We start from the raw sequence: 17,394 nt of genomic DNA, 5'->3' as shown, positions 1-17,394 counted from the left end.
CCGCGGGGCGCGCCGCGGCACCGGAGCTGCTGGCCGCCGCGGGCGCCGGCGCGGCAGCGGTCACCTTGGACCGGGACGGAGCGGCAGTGGTCAGTGCCGACGGCGGTTTCCACCGCACATGGGCGCGGCCAGCCGCGGAAAAGCAGGCCTCCGGCGCCGGGGACACGTTTGTGGCCTGCCTGACCCTGGCCCGCGCGGCCGGGCTGCCGCTGTCCACCGCCGCGGACCTGGCCCAGAACGCGGCGGACATTGTGGTCCGGCAGTCCGGGACGTCGGTCTGCAGCACCGCAGACCTGGAACGGCACCTGGACAGCTTCGCGGACACCGCCCTGAGCCAGGCCGGCCTCCTGGCCCGGATTGCCGCCGAACGGGCCGGCGGACGGCGGATTGTGCTGACCAACGGCTGTTTCGACGTGCTTCACCGCGGACATACCCGGTACCTGAACCAGGCCAAGCAGCTCGGCGACGTCCTGGTGGTGGCGTTGAACAGCGACGCCTCCGCCCGACGGCTCAAAGGCCCGGGCAGGCCCATCAATCCCGCCCATGACCGGGCCGGAATCATCGCGGCACTCAGCTGCGTGGACTATGTCACCGTCTTCGACACGGACACGCCCATCCCCCTGATCCGGGCGCTGCGGCCGGACATCTATGCGAAGGGCGGGGACTACTCGGCCCAGATGCTGGCGGAAACACCCGTGGTGGAGGAGTGCGGGGGACGCGTGCTGATCCTGGACTACGTTGCCGACCATTCCACCACCGCCCTGGTGTCCCGGATCCGAGCGGGCGGCAACAGCAGCGGGGATACCGGCCCGGGCGGCAGCCCCGGGAGCCCGCCGTGACCCGCCGCCATTCCGGAGACTGGGACCGGACGCCCGGGCCGGCCGTCGCTGCGCTGGACGTCCTCATTCCCACCCGCAACCGGCCGGCCGAACTGGCGGTGACCCTGGCCGGACTGGCCGCCCAGGACGGCCCGGACTTCGACGTCGTCATCAGCGACCAGAGCACGCAGGTACCGTCCTGGAACCATCCCGCGGCCGAGGCCATGGTCCGGGTGCTCGAGGCGCAGGGCCGCCGGGTGCGGCTGCTGCGGCACCTGCCTGCCCGGGGCCTGGCCGAGCACCGGCACTTCCTGCTCGAAGCATCCGCAGCACCGGCAGTACTGTTCCTGGACGATGATGTGTGGCTGGAACCGGGCATGCTTTCCCGGCTGGCCGAGGCACTGGAACAATCGGGAGCCGGCTTCGTGGGGGCTGCCGTGCAGGGCCTGTCCTACCTGTCGGACCGCCGGCCCGAGGAACAGGCACCCTTTGAACTCTGGGAGAACGGCCGGGTGCAGCCGGAACGGGTCCGCCGCTCAGAGCCCGGGTTCTCCCGCTGGACGCTGCACAACGCCGCCAATCTGGTGCACATTGCTTCCCGGCTCGGCCTGGCCGCCGGAGAATGGCAGCTGTACAAGGTCGCGTGGGTGGGTGCCTGTGTCCTGTATGACCGGGCCGCGTTGCTCGACAGCGGCGGATTCGGTTTCTGGGACCAGCTGCCGGCCGCGCACGCCGGGGAGGACGTGGCCGCCCAGTGGCGGGTGATGGAGCGCTACGGCGGCGCCGGGCTGGTTCCCTCCGGGGCGGTGCACCTGGAATCTCCCACCACCGTGTCCGACCGGTCCGCCGACGCCGCCGAGATCCTGCTGGGCGGCTCCGCTGCGCACAATACGTCCGTTCACCAGTTCCCAACCGAAGAATGAGCGAAGGAGAACCCATGGCTGACAAGCCCAGCCCAATCGATGTGCAAAAGGCCCTCGGCGGGATGGATTACCCCGCGTCGAAGGACGACATTGTGAAAAAGGCCGAGGGGTCGGGGGCGGAGGGAACCGTCCTGGACGCCCTGAGGAACCTGCCGGAACGCCAATACGATGCCCCGACCGACGTCAGCAAGGAAATATTCGACTAACGGGATTTAGGCCGGCAGCCAGGCCGGCCGGCGGACCAGCCGCTGTCTCGGCCCGGTCTCGGCCAGCTGGAATCAGGCGGTCGGATCCGTGGGGCGGGGCGCTTCGGGTCCGGGCGCAACAGGTCCGTCGCCGTCGGCAGGGGCCGACGGCGTGGGCTTGCCCACGTTTCCGGCGCCGCCGGGGATCTTGGCGGAGCTGCGGTGAATGCCGGAACCCTGGCTCAGGTGCTCCGGGTTGGGCTTCTCCGTCATCAGCAGCAGCGAGGACACCAGCAGGGCCGCAATGAAGGTGATGCCCACGGCAATCAGCCCGAGGTCCAGGCGCAGTTCCTGCTCGGCTCCCCCGGTGGCGAAGATCATGGTGGCAATACCGGCGATCAGGGCCAGTACGGCCGAGAAGATCAGCGGTGCCTTAACGGAGTTCCGTTTCTGCGGACCGCCGGTTGAGCTGTTCGCCACTATGAATCCTCCTGCTGCGTTGGGTTGGCGCGGATGGATGCTGACTGCACCACGCGCTTTTCTAGTTTACGGCCTTTGCCTGCTCCGGAGCGGCGGTCCGGGCATCATGCCGGGCACCCAGGGCGGAGATGGCCACGATCACGGCAATAATGATCGCCGCGCCTCCGGTCACGCCCAGCAGGGCGCGGGTACCCATGTGGTAAACCACCGGCACCAGCAGCCCCGAGACCAATGAGGCCGCACCGGTGATCAGCCAGTCCCGGGCAGGGAGGAAGTTCTGCCGCTGCTTGGCCCAGAGGAAAAGCTCCACTACTCCGCCAAGGATCAGCGCCGCCGCTGCCGCGGCCCGGAACGCCTCGGCGGAAGAGAAGACCAGGGTGGCTGCGCCGGCCAGAAGATACACGGCGGCTTCGACCAGCAGGAGCGGCCGCACGGTTCCGTGTCCGCGCGCGGCGGACAGCAGGGGTAGCAGGGCCGCACCGGTCAGCAGCAGGTAGGCGCCGCCGGCAAGTGACAGGACGGACTCAGAGGGCTGCCCCTGCCAGAAAATGGTGAGCACACCGTACACAGCTGCCACCAGTGACCGGACCAGCATGGGTCCCCAAGGTGCTCCGGGATTGGACGCGCCCATTGCAGAGCCTCCGCTTTCACTTGGCGTTACGGTGGCCGGTTGGCCACCGTCCAGCTTAGTCGCTCCCGCTGCCTGCGGTGGAACCGGTGACCATCCAGGCGTCCCGGCGCACCCGCCAGGTGAGCGTGGCGGCCCGCGCACTCATGTAGCCGAGGGCGAACGCGGCCCAGAGCCAGCCGATGCCGGCGGCCCCGGCAGTACCGCCGGCCTGCACCAAGAACAGCAGCGGAAGGTACGCCGCCAGGTTGAGCAGCCCGGTCACGGCCAAATATCGAGCGTCCCCGGCACCGATCAGCACGCCGTCCAGCACAAAGACCAGGCCGCAGATGGGTTGGGACACCGCCAGCACCCACAGGCCCGCCGTCATGGCCTGCTGCACTCCGGCGTCGCCGGTGAACAGGACACCGGCAACCGGCGCCACCAGGGCCAGCAGTGCGCCGGTGATCACACCGAACCCCACACCCCACCGGATCATCCGGCGCGTGAGTGCCCGCGCCAGGACCGTGTCCCCGGCACCGAGTTCCTTGCCGATCATGGCCTGCGCGGCGATAGCCAGGGCGTCCAGGGCGAAAGCGAGGAACGTGAAAACGGTCATGACCAGCTGGTGGGCCGCCAGGGACTCCGGCCCCTGCGCCGTCGCCACCAGGACCGTGGCCAGCACGGCCGCACGCAGGCTGAGTGTGCGCAGCATCAGCCAGGACCCAACATGCGCGGTGGCGCGGATACCCGCAAATGCCGGTCGGAGGGAGACCTCCCGCGCCCGGGCCATCCTGCCCACCCCCACCAGATAGAACCCGGCCATGCCCCACTGGGCAATGCTGGTACCCAGGGCCGACCCGGCCACTGAGAGCGAGAAGCCGTACACCAGCAGGTAGTTCAGGCCGATGTTCACGGCAAAACCGACCGTGGCCACCACCAGCGGGGTCCGGGTGTCCTGCAGCCCGCGCAGCACGCCCGTGGCGGCAAGGACCACCAGCATGGCCGTCAGGCCCGGCATCGAGAAGCGCAGATACTCCACCGCATACCGGTGCACATCCCCGTCCGCCCCCATGGCGGAGCAGAGCTGCGGAGCAAAGAGGTAGCCGGCGGTGGAGAGCAGGAGGCCCAGCAGGACGGCCAGGGCAATGCCGTCCCGGCCGGCGGCAAGCGCCTCCCCCTGCCGGTTCCCGCCCAGGTACCGGGCCACGGTGCCGGTGGTGGAATAGGCCAGGAACACCATCAGCCCGACGGCGGTCTGCAGCACCGTGGACGCCAGGCCCACACCGGCCAGCTGCGCCACACCCAGGTGGCCGACAATGGCGGAGTCCGCCAGCAGGAACAGCGGCTCCGCAATCAGGGCACCGAGCGCCGGTACGGCCAGGGCAAGGATCCGCCGGCTGAGCTGCCGGGAGGACATATCGGTTCTCACGCCATCCAGCCTACGGTTTGGGCCGGTCATCCGGCCGTCCGTTCCGCCGGCAGGGCATCGTCCCGGCGCAGGACCAGGGCAGCCGTCAGTGCGGCCGCCGCCAGCAGCACCCCGACAAAGAGCACCAGTGCGGGCCAGCCGTTCCGTTGGAACCAGTACCCACCGGCCCAGCCCAGCAGGCTGGACCCGGTGTAGTAAAAGAGGTTGTACAGCGAGGAGGCCTGCGCCCGGCCCTCCCGGGCCAGCAGCGGTGTCCATCCCGAAGCAATGGAATGCGCGGCGAAAAAGCCCGCCGTGAAGACCAGCAGCCCGGCGACCACCGCGGGCAGGTTCCCGGGCAGCGTCAGCGCCAGCCCGGCCGCCATGGCGCCGATGGAAAGCAGCAGCACGGGTTTGCGGCCCCCGCGTCCGCTCAGCCCTGCGGCCAGTGTTCCCGCTGCACGGGAGGACCACGTGCCGGCGAGGTAGGCCAGGAACAGGGCGCTGGCCACGCTTTGCGGCAGCCCGAAGGGCGGCATGCCCAACCGGAACCCCAGGTAGTTGTACACCGCCACGAACCCGCCCATGAGCAGGAACCCCTGCAGGTACAGGGCCAGCAGGCGCGGACTGCGCAGATTCGCTGCCAGCCGGGCGGCCAGTCCGTGCCCGGGAAGCGAACGGCGCACCGGGACAAAGCCGTGCTGGCGGGGAGCAGTGAACAGGAAGACCACGGCCGCCCCGGCGGCCAGGAGGCTCACCGCGGCCACCCCCACCCGCCAGTTCGCCAGCTCCGCCAGCGGAGCCGCGACAATGCGGCCCGCCAGCCCGCCCACCGTGGTGCCGGAAACATAGGTGCCAGCGGCGACCGCGGCATGCACCCGGCTGACCTCCTCGCTGAGGTAGGCCAGCGCCACGGCGGGAATTCCACCCAGGGCAACACCTTCCAGGAACCGCAGCCCCAGCAGGACGGGCAGGCCCGGACTCAACGGCACGGCCAGGCCCAGGACCACTGCGGCGAGGATCGCCGCCCGCATGACCGGCAGCCGCCCGAAGCGGTCGGCTGCCGCGGACCACGGGATGACGGCGACGGCCAGCCCCAGGGTTGCGGCCGATACGGTCAGGGCGGCCGAAGCGGCCGAGATGTCCATTCCTGCGGCCAGCTCCGGCAGGACGCCCTGGAGGGAGTAGAGCTGGGCGAAGGTGGCGACGCCGGCGGCGGCCAGGCCCACCAGCACGCCCCGGTACCCCGGGGTGCCGCGGCGGTGCCCGGTGAAACCGCCGCTGACCTCATGCGGGCTCTTGGGCGGGCCTGCCTTGCCAGGCCGGGTCATGACCGCTCCTTTGCGGCCGGGCTTCCGCCTGTGGTTCCGCCCACCGGCTGGACGGTTCCGGCCAGCTCGGCAGCCAGGTTGCGCCGGGCCGGCGCTTCCCAGAGCTGCCGTCCGGCCTCCGTGCGGAAGAGCGGCCGGGCCGCGGCGAGCGCTGCCACCACCCGGCGTCGTCCGGCTGCGAACGCACCTTCGGAAAGGTGCTGATACTCGGCGCGCACATCCGCCAGATAGCTCCGGTACTGTTCCGGACCGCGGGCCAGCACCGCCAGGTCCGCGTCGGTGAGCAGGGCACCGTTGACGTCCCCGGGGCACGGATCATGGCCCGCCGTCAGCCGGACCAGCCGGGCGCATTCGGCAACGGTGTCGGGGTCCACGCCCGCCGGGGCCAGCAATTCCTCCGCGAGGACGGCGGACGCCTCCTCGTCCGCGCCCGCACGGCAGGCGTAGACCGCGTCGTGGAACCAGGCGGCCAGCCCGACAGGCACAGGGACCTTGCCGCCGGTCAGCAGATCCAGGGCCTCAAGGACCTGCAGGAGGTGCCGGCGGTCATGGTACCGGCGGTGCGGCTCATTCCAGCATTCCAGCAGCCGCTGCCCGAGCCCGGCCTGCCCGGGCAGCAGCCGGTTCCAGCGTTCCAGCAGCGGCCCGGCGAGGGCCGAGGGCCGGTCCCGGGCCGGGATCCGCAGTCCGCTGCCGATGAGGATGCGGACCAGTTCCCCGCCGGTTACCGGAACGGCGCCGCGGCGGACCAGGTCTGCGTGCAGATGCTGCGGCACGTCGTAATGGTCGCCATCGAACGCCCGGGGCGAGATCCCTGCAGCCCGGGCGAAGGCATGCAGCTCCTCCCGGCTCGCATCGGAGACCAGATGGGAGAACAAAGTGTTGTGCGCCGGCCACATCGGCGGGTCAATGTAGATCATGGTGTGTGGCCTCCGGACGCTGAACTGGATCTTTTATGTCTATCGCACCGGCGGCCCCTCTGGCCACGCGGCGGACCGGCACACGGGCCAACCGGCCTTTTGGGCTACCCCTTGTCCCGGCTGGGCCCCGGTGCTGGAATGTCGGCATGGATGACGCGCCCCCGGATCTGCCGGAAAACCTGGATCTGCCGCAGCACATACCCGCTTCCGCCGGACCGTCCGGCGGCCACCCCGGCGTCTCCCCGGTGGTCCTCGCGATCGGAACCCGGAAAGGACTGTGGCTGGCCACCAGCAGTGACCGCCGCAACTGGGAGCTGCGCGGGCCCGAATTCGCCATGACCGAGGTTCCGTCCCTGGCCTTTGATACCCGCAGCGGCAGTCCGCGGTTGCTGGCCGGCGTCCGGTCGGAATGGTGGGGTCCCAACGTCGCCGTCTCCGATGACCTCGGCCGGACCTGGCAGGAACCACAGGCACAGGCCATCGCTTTTCCCCAGGACACCGGGGCAACACTGGAGCGCATCTGGCAGCTGCGCCCGGACACCGGGGACCGGCCCGGCGTCGTCTGGGCCGGCTGCGAGCCGATCTCCGTGTTCCGTTCCGAGGACGGCGGCGAGCACTTCGAACTGGTCCGCGGACTCTGGGACCATCCGCACCGCACGGAATGGGGTGCCGGCTACGGCGGTCCGGCCGCACACACGATCCTGCCCAGCCCGGCCGATGATTCGGTCCACGTGGCCATCAGCTCCGGCGGCGTCTACCGCTCCGATGACCGTGGGGACACCTGGGATGCGTTCAACAGCGGCATCAGTGCGAACTTCATGCCGGAAAAGTATCCGGAGTTCGGGCAGTGCGTACACAAGGTCGCCCGCGACGCCGGGAACCCGCGGCGGCTTTATGCGCAGAACCACGGCGGTGTGTACCGCAGCGACAATGCCGGAGAAGAATGGATTTCCATTGCCGACGGCCTGCCGGCGGATTTCGGTTTCGTGATGCTGGCCCACCCCATCCGTCCGGACACCATCTGGACCATTCCGCTGGGTTCGGCCGGAGAGCGCAATCCCCCGCAGGGCCGCCCGGGCGTCTACCGGAGCACCAACGCGGGGGAAGACTGGGGGCGGTACGACGCCGGCCTGCCGGCCTATGATTTCAACGCCGTGCTGCGGGACGCGGCCGACGTGGACACTGCCGATCCCGCCGGCATCTACTTCGGCACCCGGGGCGGCGAGGTCTACGCGAGCGCCGACGAGGGCGAGACCTTCCACCTGGTGGCCGCCAACCTTCCGGATGTGCTCTGTGTCCGCGCGCTCAGCACCTGACGCTGAACGCGGCCGGACCGCCGTCGGGATCCTGCTGCCGGCAGCCCTTGCCGATGCCGCTGGCGGGCAGCGGCGGCTCTCCGTGCCGCTCGGCGCGCCCGACGGCGGCGAGGGGGCACCCGCCGCAGCAGGCAGTACCACGGTCTCCGCCGTCCTTGCCGCCCTGCGCGGGCAGCAACCGGGCCTGTACAGCCGCCTTTGCGATGAAACGGGCAACGTCCGCCGCTACGTCAACCTGTACCTGGACGGTGAGGACATCCGGGACCTGGCCGGCCGGTCCACCGTCCTGCCGCCGGGAGCGGAACTGCTGGTCCTGCAGTCGATTGCCGGCGGATAGCGGCAGGAAGGGGTAACCGGCGGCCCGGCCAACCGCATCGGGGGCGTTTCCACCACCGGGTTAAGCAGTTCCACCGCAGGATTAAACGCGAACGGGCGCTTCCGCCCAATGCGGAAGCGCCCGTTCGTTCTGCGGCAACCGGATGCATATATCCGGTACCGGAGAGTTCTGACCTTAGGCCGGCAGCTGCAAGGTGGCGCCGGTGAAGATCAGGTCCGGGTGGATGATGCTGTCGGCATTGGCAGCGTGCAGTGCCTGCCAGCCGCCCTCGATGCCCAGCTTCTCGGCGATTCCGGACAGGGTGTCCCCGGCCTGGATGACGTAGGTTTCGCCGGACAGGGCCGGAGCTTCAACCTGGACCGGAGCGGCAGCCTCAACCTGGATGTTCTCTGCAGCGGTCGGGGCCGGCAGCGGCGTGGTGGCCTGCGGCTGCACGTAGGCCTCTACCGGAGCCTGGACCTCAGCCTGCGGCTGCACGTAGGTCTCCACCGGAGCCTGGACCTCAGCCTGCGGCTGCACGTAGGTCTCCACCGGAGCCTGGACCTCAGCCTGCGGCTGCACGTAGGTCTCGGCCGGAGCCTCAGCCTGCGGCTGCACGTAGGTCTCCACCGGAGCCGCGGCCTGCGGATTGGCGGTGGCTCCGGTCAGGCCCAGCTTGGCGGTGCAAGCCGGCCAGGCTCCGGGGCCCTGCTCGGCCAGGACACGCTCAGCTACGGCAATCTGCTGCTCGCGGCTGGCGTTGGCGGGGTCACCTGTACCACCGAAGGCGGCCCAGGTGCTGGGGGTGAACTGCAGGCCGCCGGAGAAACCGTTGCCGGTATTGGTAGCCCAGTTTCCACCGCTCTCGCACTGTGCAAGCGCGTCCCAGTCCATGGAGCTGGCGTTGGCAGGGGCGGCAAGGCCGGCAAGTCCGGCTGCGCCAGCACCGGTGATGACGGCGGTGGCCAGGCTGCGGCGTACGACACGACGGATCTTCTGGTTCTTCATCGGTTTCGTTTGCTCCCATAAGGGTTCCACTTGCGCTCGTCCCGTCCCCGGGCTTCAACACGCCGTCGCCTACCCCAGACTGATAGAGGTCTCATTTCGATGGCACGCAGCGGCGACATTACAGTGGACGCGTGACATCCGGCTTTGCATAGGCCGCACCTGTTTAGGTGCCGGCCGTCGCCGGCCTTCGATTCGGCCGACTGTCCAAGCCCTCGATCCGGGCTCTTAAATAACCTAGAGGAGGTTTTTGTCGAGACCAAATCGATATCAAATCTGCACGAATCGTTATCTTGGCAAGATCCGCGTAAACAAGCCGATCCAGTACAATCCTGGCCCGTTTTGTAGATTTCCTCACAGGATGTTTCCGGTGGCGCTGGACACAGCCGGAATGCCCTCGTAATGTGCCTGCCGCCACGTAGGGCCACGTAAGAAAAGCGCGCCGGGGCGGGCATGGCAAAGGGACGGCAGACCGTAGTCCGCCGTCCCCTTATGGTGCAGTGCTACTTCAACGCGTTGGACGCTTTGCGCTTGTTGAACACGTCAAACCCGACGGCGAGCAGCAGCACCAGCCCCTTAATGAACTGCTGGTAATCGATCCCCACCCCCATCAGGGACATGCCGTTGTTGAGGACACCCATGATCAGTCCGCCGGTGATGGCACCCACAATGGTGCCCACGCCGCCGGTGACGGCCGCCCCGCCAATGAAGGCAGCCGCAATGGCATCCAGCTCAAAGAGGTTTCCGGCTCCGGGACCGGCGGAATTCAACCGGCCGGTGAAGATCAGCCCGGCCAGCGCGGCCAGGACGCCCATGTTCACGAACAGCAGGAAATCCACCCGCTTGGTGTTGACGCCGGAAAGCTGCGCGGCCTGCAGGTTTCCGCCCCGGGCGTAGACATGCCGGCCAAAGACGGACCGGTTCATCACGGCGCTGTAGGCCACCACCAAAACGCCCAGCACAATCAGCACAATCGGGGTGCCGCCGCGCGAGCTGGCCAGCAGGTAGGTGAGTCCCAGGACAACGACGGCGCTGAACACCAGGCGGGTCAGGAACCAGGCCTTCGGCTCGTCGTCGAGGTTCAGTTTCATCCGGGCCGCCCGGCCACGCAGCTGGCTGATCACCAGCAGGGCCGTGGCGAGCACACCCAATCCCACGGTGGTCCAATCCAGCAGGTTGGTTTCCGCGGGAAAGAGGCCCGGGAACAAGGATCCGCCGCCGAGCTGCCGGTATTCCTCGGGGAACCCGGTGATGCGCTGGTTTCCGAGGATGATCTGCGTGAGTCCGCGGAACACGAGCATTCCGGCCAGGGTGACGATGAAGGCGGGGATGCCGACATAGGCCACCCAGAACCCCTGCCAGGCGCCCACCAGGGCTCCCACCACCAGGGAGGCCAGCAGGGCAGCCCACCACGGCATGCCCCAGTCGCGGATCATGATGCCGGACATGGCGCCCACGAAGGCCGCCACGGATCCGACCGAGAGGTCGATGTGCCCGGCCACGATGATCATCACCATGCCGATGGCCAGCAACAGGATGTAGCTGTTCTGCACAATGATGTTTGCCACGTTGTCCGGCTGGAGCAGGGCACCGCCGGTCAGCACCTGGAAAAGGGTGACGATCACCAGCAGGGCCAGGAATATGCCGATCTGGCGCAGCCGGCCGGCGAGGAAACGTCCTGCGTCGGCCAGCGGGGAGGGTTTGCGGCTCCGGGTGCTGAGAGCCGGATCCTCCCCGGCGAGAGTGGAAACCATGATCAGTGCCTTTCCTGGGTCATGTGCTGCATAAGTCGTTCGGGGGTGGCTTCGGCGATGGGGACCTCTGCCGTGATCCGGCCCTGGGCCAGGGTGTAGATGCGGTCACAGATTCCAAGCAGCTCCGGCAGCTCGGAGGAGATGACCACCACCGCCTTTCCCTGCGCTGCCAGCCGGTTGATGATGGTGTAGATCTCATACTTGGCGCCCACGTCGATACCGCGCGTGGGTTCATCCAGGATGAGGACGTCCGGATCGGCGAACATCCATTTGGACAGGACCACCTTCTGCTGGTTGCCGCCGGACAGCTTGCCGGCCACGGCGGTGACGGACGGCGCCTTGATGTTCATGCTGCTCTGGTAGTCCTGTGCCACCACCGTTTCGCGGCCGCCGTCCACCCATCCCCGCTTCGCGAGCTTGGCCAGGGCGGAGGCGGAGATGTTCCGTTGGATGTCCTCGATGAGGTTCAGCCCGTAGCGCTTGCGGTCCTCGGTGGCGTAGGCAATGCCGTGCCGGATGGCTTCCTGCACGGTGCGCGCCGTGATCTCCTTGCCGTTTTTGTAGAGCTTGCCGCTGATGTTGGCGCCGTAGCTGCGCCCGAAGATACTCATGGCCAGTTCGGTCCGCCCGGCGCCCATCAGGCCCGCTATGCCGACGATTTCCCCGGCGCGCACGGACAGCCGGGCGCCGTCGATCACCCTTCTGGAGTGTTCGGACGGGTGGTGCACCGTCCAGTCCTCCACCCGCAGGACCTCCGCGCCGATGTCCGGCGTCCGGTCGGGATAACGGTTGGTCAGTTCGCGGCCGACCATGCCCTTGATGATCCGTTCCTCGGTGACCGAACCGTCATGCAGGCTGAGCGTTTCGATCGTCCTGCCGTCCCGCAGGATGGTGACCGCGTCGGCGATCGCCCGGATCTCGTTGAGCTTGTGGCTGATGATGATGCAGGTGATGCCGTCCTCGCGCAGCCCACGCACCAGTCCCAGCAGGTGCTCCGAGTCCTCGTCGTTCAGCGCGGCGGTGGGCTCGTCCAGGATCATCAGCTTCACGTCCTTGGACAACGCCTTGGCGATCTCCACGAGCTGTTGCTTGCCGACGCCGATGTCGCCTGCCCGCGTCACGGGGTTGATGTCCAGTCCCACGCGCTGGAGCAGTTCGGCCGCCCGCACGTTGGTTTCGTTCCAGTTGATGAATCCGCGGGCCGCGCGCTCGTTGCCCAGGAAGATGTTCTCCGCGACGGAGAGGTAGGGAGAGAGCGCCAGTTCCTGGTGAATGATGACGATGCCGCTGCGTTCGCTGTCCTTGATGTCCCGGAAGGAGACGGGCTCGCCGTCGAGGAGGATTTCGCCTTCGTAGCTGCCGTGCGGATACACGCCGGACAGCACTTTCATCAGGGTCGACTTGCCGGCTCCGTTTTCCCCGCACACGGCATGGACCTCGCCGCGGACCACGGAGAGGTTGACGTCCTGCAACGCCTTGACCCCGGGAAAGGACTTGCTGATCCCGGTCATTTGGAGAATGTTGCCACTCATGTGGACCTTTCTGTCCGTAGGCACCGACACTGGCCGACAAGGGCCCGGGCACGGATGCCCGGGCCGGTGCCGGCTAGTCCAGGTCGGATTCGTCGTAGTAGCCGCTCTCGACGAGGACTTCCTCGTAGTTGTCCTTGGTGACAATCTCCGATTCGAGCAGGTAGGAGGGGACGACCTTGACGCCGTTGTCGTACGTTTCGGTGTCATTGGTCTCCGGTTCCTCGCCCTTCATCAGGGCGTCGACCATCAGCACGGCGCGCTTTCCGAGTTCGCGCACGTCCTTGAAGATGGTGGAGTACTGCTCATCGTTCATGATCGACTGCACCGAGCCCACCTCTGCGTCCTGCCCGGTGATGACCGGCAGGTTCGCCTCCGAGTAGCCGCCGGAGCGCAACGCGGAGATGATCCCGATGGAGAGGCCGTCGTAGGGCGAGAGCACGCCGTCGATCTGCTGTCCGCCGCCCACGGTGAGGAGGTCCTCCATCCGGTCCTGTGCGGTGTCGGGCAGCCAGCGCAGGATGGCGGCCTGTTCGAAGGCCGTCTGTCCGCTCGGCACCTTCAGGGTGCCCTTGTCCAGGTACGGCTGCAGGGTGTCCATGGCGCCCTCCCAGAAGAAGGTGGCGTTGTTGTCATCGGGGCTGCCGGCGAACAGTTCAACGTTGAAGGGACCTGCCGCCCCGGTTTCCTTGCCCTCTGCATCGAGGATGCCCAGGCCGGTCAGCAGGGACGTGCCCTGCTGCACGCCCACCTCGTAGTTGTCGAAAGTGGTGTAGTAATCCACGGTGTCCGACTCGTTGATCAGCCGGTCGTAGGCGATGACCGGGATGTCCTGGGACTCGGCCGTCTCGAGCACGCCGGTCAGCGTGGTGCCGTCAATGGACGCGATCACCAGTGCCTCGACGCCGCCGTTGATCATGTTCTCGATCTGGGAGACCTGGGTGGGGATGTCGTCATTGGCGTACTGCAGGTCCACCTCGTAACCCAGGTCCTCCAGCTGTGCCTTGACGTTCTCGCCGTCGGCGATCCACCGCTCGGACTGCTGCGTGGGCATGGCTACGCCGATCTTGGCTCCTTCATTGGAGTCCGAGCCGGCATCGCCGCCGCCGCGGCTCCCGCTGCAGGCGCCAAGGCTGAGGGCGAGGCTCAGTGAAACGCCTCCGATAACAGCCTGTTTCAGGGTCAGTTTCCGTGTCATGGTTGTGCCTTTCGTTCGTGCCGTGCCTGGATGGGGATGTCCATTGCGGGTCAGGGGGGTGGATGCCCGTTGCTGGTCAGATGTTCCGGCCGGGCCGGAAGGAGTCCGCGGGCCCGGAGCCTGCCGGCCGGGGCTGAGGGCGGAAGTGCCCGGATAACAGCGTGTCCGCTGCCGGGCGGCCGCGCAGCGGCGGCTGCGGACGCAGCACGGAACGGGCGGAATGCGTGCCGTAGTCGAATGCCGCCGGGGCGGTATCAGTACGGGTAGGGCTCACTGTGACCTCATTGTCAGTTGGACCGCCCCGACCGGCCGGGACCGGCATAATGTGAACGGTCACATTTAATGTCTGAGCCAGACTACCCCGCTTTATGTGACGCAGGCCACTTTCGGAGAATTACGTTTCTATAACGTCAAGGCTGCGGCCGGTGCGGCCGTGGAGGCGCGCTGGATGAGCCGGGGTGCCACGTCCCCCGCCTGCCCGGGGGTTTCACCGCGCAGCTCTGCCAGCAGTACGGCAACGCAGCGCCGGCCCAACTCGGGGAAGTCCTGCCGGACGGTGGTCAGCGGCGGCAGGAAATGCGCAGCCTCCGGGACGTCGTCAAAGCCCACCACGCTGAAGTCTTCCGGCACCCGGAGCCCCGCTTCGGCATAGGCATGGATCATTCCCAGGGCTATGTGGTCATTCCCGCAAACGGCGGCAGTGATCCCGCGCCGCCCCCGCAGCTCCTGTCCCACCCGGTACCCGGAATCGGCACTCCACTCCCCCGCGGGAACAATGGCGGGGGCCAGCCCCCAGGCCGCCATCTCCTCCTGGTACCCCTGCAGCCGGGCCTGGGTTTCCACCCATTCCTGGGGGCCCGGAATGTGCACCACGTTCCGGTGCCCCAGTTCCAGCAGGCACCGCGTTGCCAGCCGTGCTCCCGCCAGCTGGTCCACGGACATCCGGTGGTCCTGGCTGTGCAGCGAGTGCACGGTCACAAACGGAATTCGGATGGAGAGCTGCTCAATCACCTCCAGCGTGCGGGATTGCGGCGCAAGCAGCACCAGGCCCTCGACGGCGTGCCCCATCAGCCGCTCCAGAGCCGCTTCGATGGACGCCCGGTCCGTGGTGTCGATGTGCGCGGCATCCACCACGTAGCCGGCGTCATTGGCTGCGGTCTGCACCGCCTGCAGGCTTGCCGTGGGACCGTACTCTGCACCGGAGGCCACCAGGGCGCCGATAATCCGTGATTCCTTGGTGACCAGGGCCCGGGCCGCACGGTTGGGCCGGAACTGCAGATCCTCCATGGCTTTGAGCACCCGCAGCCGGGTGGACTCGCGGAGGTTCGAATGCCCGTTGATCACCCGGGACACGGTCTGATGGGACACCCCGGCCGCCGCAGCAACGTCGCGGATATTCGGGGCGCGCCGCGGCCCGGCAGAGCCTGCATCTTCGTCAGAGACCATAGTCAGAACGGTACTGCACGGTGGGGGTGCCGGCATCCGCCGGGACCGGAAGCAGCCGCGGCGGCGCACCGCCGGCACGGGCCTTCCGGCGGCTTCTGGACAGTGCCGACGGCACGGGTCTAACGTTGGTCCTCGTGCTCACATTCTTCAATGCGCTCAAACGCATTCTGGTCGGGCGTCCTTACGGCAACGAACGGCTCTCGCACACCCTCCTCCCCAAGCGGATTGCGCTCCCCGTTTTTGCCTCCGACGCCCTGTCCTCGGCGGCCTATGCGCCCGACGAGATCCTGCTGACCCTGGCGCTGGCGGGCGTGACCGCCGTGACGGTTTCACCATGGGTTGGATTGGCCGTCATCGTGGTGCTGCTGACCGTGGTGGCCTCCTACCGGCAGAACGTGCACGCCTACCCTTCCGGCGGCGGCGACTACGAAATTGCCAGCACCAACCTGGGCAAGTCCGCCGGGCTGACGGTCGCCTCCGCCCTGCTGGTGGACTACGTGCTGACCGTAGCGGTGTCCATGTCCTCCGCGGCGGCCTATCTGGTGACGGCCGTGCCGGCGCTGCACGGCAGCCAGGCCACCATTGCCGTCGTCGGCGTGGCCGTCCTGGTGCTGATCAACCTCCGCGGCATCCGCGAAGCCGGTTCCGTGTTTGCCGTTCCCGCCTACATCTTTATGGCGTCGGTGCTGGGCATGTGCCTCACCGGGACCATCCAGTTCCTGACCGGCAGCCTGAAGTCCGCGCCGTCGTCCGGCCTGGACCTGGTTCCCGAGGCGGGTCTGGACGGCGGCCTCGTGGGGCTGGCCGGTGCCTTCCTGCTGCTGCGCGCCTTCTCGTCCGGCGCCGCGGCGCTCACCGGCGTCGAAGCGATCAGCAACGGCGTGCCCACCTTCCGCAAGCCCAAGAGCACCAATGCCGCCACCACCTTGCTGCTGCTGGGCGTGATTGCCACCGCGATGCTGGCCGGCATCCTGGCCATGGCCAACCTGACCAAGGTGCACGTGGTGCAGGACCCGGCCACCCAGCTTCTCCGGGACGGCCAGCCTGTCGGTGACAGCTACGTGCAGCATCCGGTGATCAGCCAGCTGGCCGAGACCATCTTCGGCGGCGGCAGCATCCCCTTCTACATTGTGGTGGCGGCCACCGGCCTGATCCTGGTGTTCGCCTCCAACACCGCCTTCAACGGCTTCCCGGTGCTGGCCTCCATCCTGGCCAAGGACGGCTACCTGCCGCGCCAGATGCGCACCCGCGGCGACCGCCTGGCGTTCAGTAACGGCATCATTTCCCTCGGGCTGGGCGCCCTGGTACTGATTGTGGCCTTCGACGCCGACGTCACCCGGCTGATCCAGCTCTACATTGTGGGCGTCTTCGTCTCCTTCACTGCCAGCCAGCTGGGCATGATCCGGCACTGGACGGGCAAGCTGCGCACCGAGCGGGACAAGGACGTACGACGCCGGATGCAGCGCTCCCGGGCAATCAACGCCCTGGGTTTCGGCATGACGGCCCTGGTGCTGCTCATCGTGATCATCACCAAGTTCGAGCACGGCGCCTGGATTGCCCTGCTGGCCATGGCCGGGCTGTACGCGGTGATGTACAGCATCCGGAAGCACTATGACACCGTGGCACGGGAGCTGGCGCTCAGCCCCGATGAGCACGGACTGGCCCTGCCCTCACGGGTCAACGCGGTAATCCTGATTTCCCAGGTGCACAAGCCGGCACTGCGTGCCATCGCCTATGCCCGGGCTTCCCGGCCCTCCAGCCTCACCGCCATCACCGTGGACATTGATCCCGAGGACACCCGCCGCACCCTGGCGGAATGGGAGCGGCTGCAGATTCCCGTGCCGCTGACCGTCCTGTCCTCCCCCTACCGCGAGACCATCTCCCCCGTGCTGGCCTACCTGCGCGAAGCCCGGCGGAACGCGCCGCGGGAGCTGTTTGTGGTCTACATCCCCGAATACGTGGTCGGACGCTGGTGGGAACAGCTGGTGCACAACCAGACCGCACTGCGGATCAAGGCACGGCTGCACTTTGAGCCGGGAATCATGGTGGCCAGCGTGCCCTGGCAGCTGGTGTCCAGCCACGATGCCCACGGAGAACCCGCCGGCGGCCCCGGAGCCCACAACCGGGGCTGAGCCGGCGCGGCTGCGGCGGGCCG

General features: G+C 68.1%; 16 protein-coding genes. 6 read left to right on the top strand and 10 right to left on the bottom strand.

Translation table 11 applies throughout. The annotated features are described in order from the left end of the window. The 3 genes from rfaE2 to AC5RUF_RS15410 form a co-directional block, all read left to right on the top strand. Positions 1–839 (top strand): D-glycero-beta-D-manno-heptose 1-phosphate adenylyltransferase (gene rfaE2 / locus AC5RUF_RS15420; protein ID WP_494131179.1); only part of this gene is annotated, 839 nt, incomplete at its 5' end. Further along, entirely contained in the window at positions 836–1,741 is a 906-nt protein-coding gene (locus AC5RUF_RS15415) for a glycosyltransferase family 2 protein (protein ID WP_494131178.1), read from the top strand. The genes rfaE2 and AC5RUF_RS15415, both read left to right, overlap by 4 nt. Before the next feature lie 14 nt (positions 1,742–1,755). Continuing rightward, positions 1,756–1,947 carry a DUF2795 domain-containing protein gene (locus tag AC5RUF_RS15410; RefSeq protein ID WP_493999056.1) on the top strand — a complete coding sequence of 64 codons (192 nt, stop codon included), beginning with the start codon at positions 1,756–1,758 and terminating at the stop codon, positions 1,945–1,947. A gap of 72 nt (positions 1,948–2,019) precedes the next feature. Here the strand turns inward: AC5RUF_RS15410 and AC5RUF_RS15405 are convergent, their stop codons facing one another. From AC5RUF_RS15405 to AC5RUF_RS15385, 5 genes are all read right to left on the bottom strand, one after another. Beyond that, complete coding sequence (locus AC5RUF_RS15405) at positions 2,020–2,406, bottom strand: hypothetical protein (protein WP_494131177.1); 387 nt, start codon at positions 2,404–2,406, stop codon at positions 2,020–2,022. 61 nt (positions 2,407–2,467) lie between these two features. Continuing rightward, positions 2,468–3,037: a hypothetical protein gene (locus tag AC5RUF_RS15400; RefSeq protein WP_493998294.1), complete on the bottom strand. Its 570-nt coding sequence runs from the start codon at positions 3,035–3,037 to the stop codon at positions 2,468–2,470. Between the two features lie 55 nt (positions 3,038–3,092). Then, the gene (locus AC5RUF_RS15395; RefSeq protein ID WP_494131180.1) at positions 3,093–4,433 is read right to left on the bottom strand and encodes an MATE family efflux transporter; all 1,341 of its coding nucleotides are present in this window, start codon (positions 4,431–4,433) and stop codon (positions 3,093–3,095) included. A gap of 38 nt (positions 4,434–4,471) precedes the next feature. Then, positions 4,472–5,755, bottom strand: coding sequence for an MFS transporter (locus AC5RUF_RS15390; protein ID WP_494131176.1), 1,284 nt, complete (start codon positions 5,753–5,755; stop codon positions 4,472–4,474). Then, positions 5,752–6,675, bottom strand: a complete 924-nt coding sequence (locus AC5RUF_RS15385; protein ID WP_494131175.1) for a DUF4031 domain-containing protein — start codon at positions 6,673–6,675, stop codon at positions 5,752–5,754. Before AC5RUF_RS15385 ends, AC5RUF_RS15390 begins: the two co-directional genes overlap by 4 nt. Positions 6,676–6,821: 146 nt before the next feature. Here AC5RUF_RS15385 and AC5RUF_RS15380 point away from each other — a divergent pair, with 146 nt between their 5' ends. Together AC5RUF_RS15380 and AC5RUF_RS15375 are read left to right on the top strand one after the other, a co-directional pair. Beyond that, the gene (locus AC5RUF_RS15380; protein WP_494131174.1) at positions 6,822–7,991 is read left to right on the top strand and encodes a WD40/YVTN/BNR-like repeat-containing protein; all 1,170 of its coding nucleotides are present in this window, start codon (positions 6,822–6,824) and stop codon (positions 7,989–7,991) included. Continuing rightward, complete coding sequence (locus AC5RUF_RS15375) at positions 7,969–8,328, top strand: MoaD/ThiS family protein (protein WP_494131173.1); 360 nt, start codon at positions 7,969–7,971, stop codon at positions 8,326–8,328. The genes AC5RUF_RS15380 and AC5RUF_RS15375 overlap by 23 nt, the downstream gene beginning before the upstream one ends. A gap of 174 nt (positions 8,329–8,502) precedes the next feature. Here the strand turns inward: AC5RUF_RS15375 and AC5RUF_RS15370 are convergent, their stop codons facing one another. The 5 genes from AC5RUF_RS15370 to AC5RUF_RS15350 form a co-directional block, all read right to left on the bottom strand. After that, entirely contained in the window at positions 8,503–9,315 is an 813-nt protein-coding gene (locus AC5RUF_RS15370; protein WP_494131172.1) for a transglycosylase family protein, read from the bottom strand. Positions 9,316–9,815: 500 nt separating this feature from the next. Further along, positions 9,816–11,066, bottom strand: a complete 1,251-nt coding sequence (gene mmsB, locus AC5RUF_RS15365; protein WP_493996761.1) for a multiple monosaccharide ABC transporter permease — start codon at positions 11,064–11,066, stop codon at positions 9,816–9,818. Between the two features lie 2 nt (positions 11,067–11,068). Then, entirely contained in the window at positions 11,069–12,598 is a 1,530-nt protein-coding gene (gene mmsA / locus AC5RUF_RS15360; protein WP_494131171.1) for a multiple monosaccharide ABC transporter ATP-binding protein, read from the bottom strand. Positions 12,599–12,671: 73 nt separating this feature from the next. Further along, complete coding sequence (gene chvE / locus AC5RUF_RS15355; protein WP_493996763.1) at positions 12,672–13,793, bottom strand: multiple monosaccharide ABC transporter substrate-binding protein; 1,122 nt, start codon at positions 13,791–13,793, stop codon at positions 12,672–12,674. A gap of 402 nt (positions 13,794–14,195) precedes the next feature. Next, entirely contained in the window at positions 14,196–15,239 is a 1,044-nt protein-coding gene (locus AC5RUF_RS15350; protein ID WP_494131170.1) for a LacI family DNA-binding transcriptional regulator, read from the bottom strand. A gap of 134 nt (positions 15,240–15,373) precedes the next feature. On the opposite strand from AC5RUF_RS15350, the gene AC5RUF_RS15345 reads away from it, so the two are divergent. Continuing rightward, positions 15,374–17,371: an APC family permease gene (locus AC5RUF_RS15345; RefSeq protein ID WP_493996765.1), complete on the top strand. Its 1,998-nt coding sequence runs from the start codon at positions 15,374–15,376 to the stop codon at positions 17,369–17,371. Positions 17,372–17,394: the final 23 nt, after the last annotated feature.

It is taken from the genome of Arthrobacter sp. Y3224198 (assembly GCF_059090025.1).
This window is presented reverse-complemented; position numbering and strand designations above follow the sequence as displayed.

Excerpts from the sequence above, each read along its gene's own strand:
- AC5RUF_RS15380 (WP_494131174.1), top strand. The coding sequence starts at position 6,822 with ATGGATGACGCGCCCCCGGATCTGCCGGAAAACCTGGATCTGCCGCAG.
- mmsA (WP_494131171.1), bottom strand. The coding sequence starts at position 12,598 with ATGAGTGGCAACATTCTCCAAATGACCGGGATCAGCAAGTCCTTTCCC.
- AC5RUF_RS15350 (WP_494131170.1), bottom strand. The coding sequence starts at position 15,239 with ATGGTCTCTGACGAAGATGCAGGCTCTGCCGGGCCGCGGCGCGCCCCG.
- AC5RUF_RS15400 (WP_493998294.1), bottom strand. The coding sequence starts at position 3,037 with ATGGGCGCGTCCAATCCCGGAGCACCTTGGGGACCCATGCTGGTCCGG.
- chvE (WP_493996763.1), bottom strand. The coding sequence starts at position 13,793 with ATGACACGGAAACTGACCCTGAAACAGGCTGTTATCGGAGGCGTTTCA.
- AC5RUF_RS15385 (WP_494131175.1), bottom strand. The coding sequence starts at position 6,675 with ATGATCTACATTGACCCGCCGATGTGGCCGGCGCACAACACTTTGTTC.
- AC5RUF_RS15390 (WP_494131176.1), bottom strand. The coding sequence starts at position 5,755 with ATGACCCGGCCTGGCAAGGCAGGCCCGCCCAAGAGCCCGCATGAGGTC.
- AC5RUF_RS15410 (WP_493999056.1), top strand. The coding sequence starts at position 1,756 with ATGGCTGACAAGCCCAGCCCAATCGATGTGCAAAAGGCCCTCGGCGGG.
- AC5RUF_RS15370 (WP_494131172.1), bottom strand. The coding sequence starts at position 9,315 with ATGAAGAACCAGAAGATCCGTCGTGTCGTACGCCGCAGCCTGGCCACC.
- AC5RUF_RS15395 (WP_494131180.1), bottom strand. The coding sequence starts at position 4,433 with ATGTCCTCCCGGCAGCTCAGCCGGCGGATCCTTGCCCTGGCCGTACCG.
- mmsB (WP_493996761.1), bottom strand. The coding sequence starts at position 11,066 with ATGGTTTCCACTCTCGCCGGGGAGGATCCGGCTCTCAGCACCCGGAGC.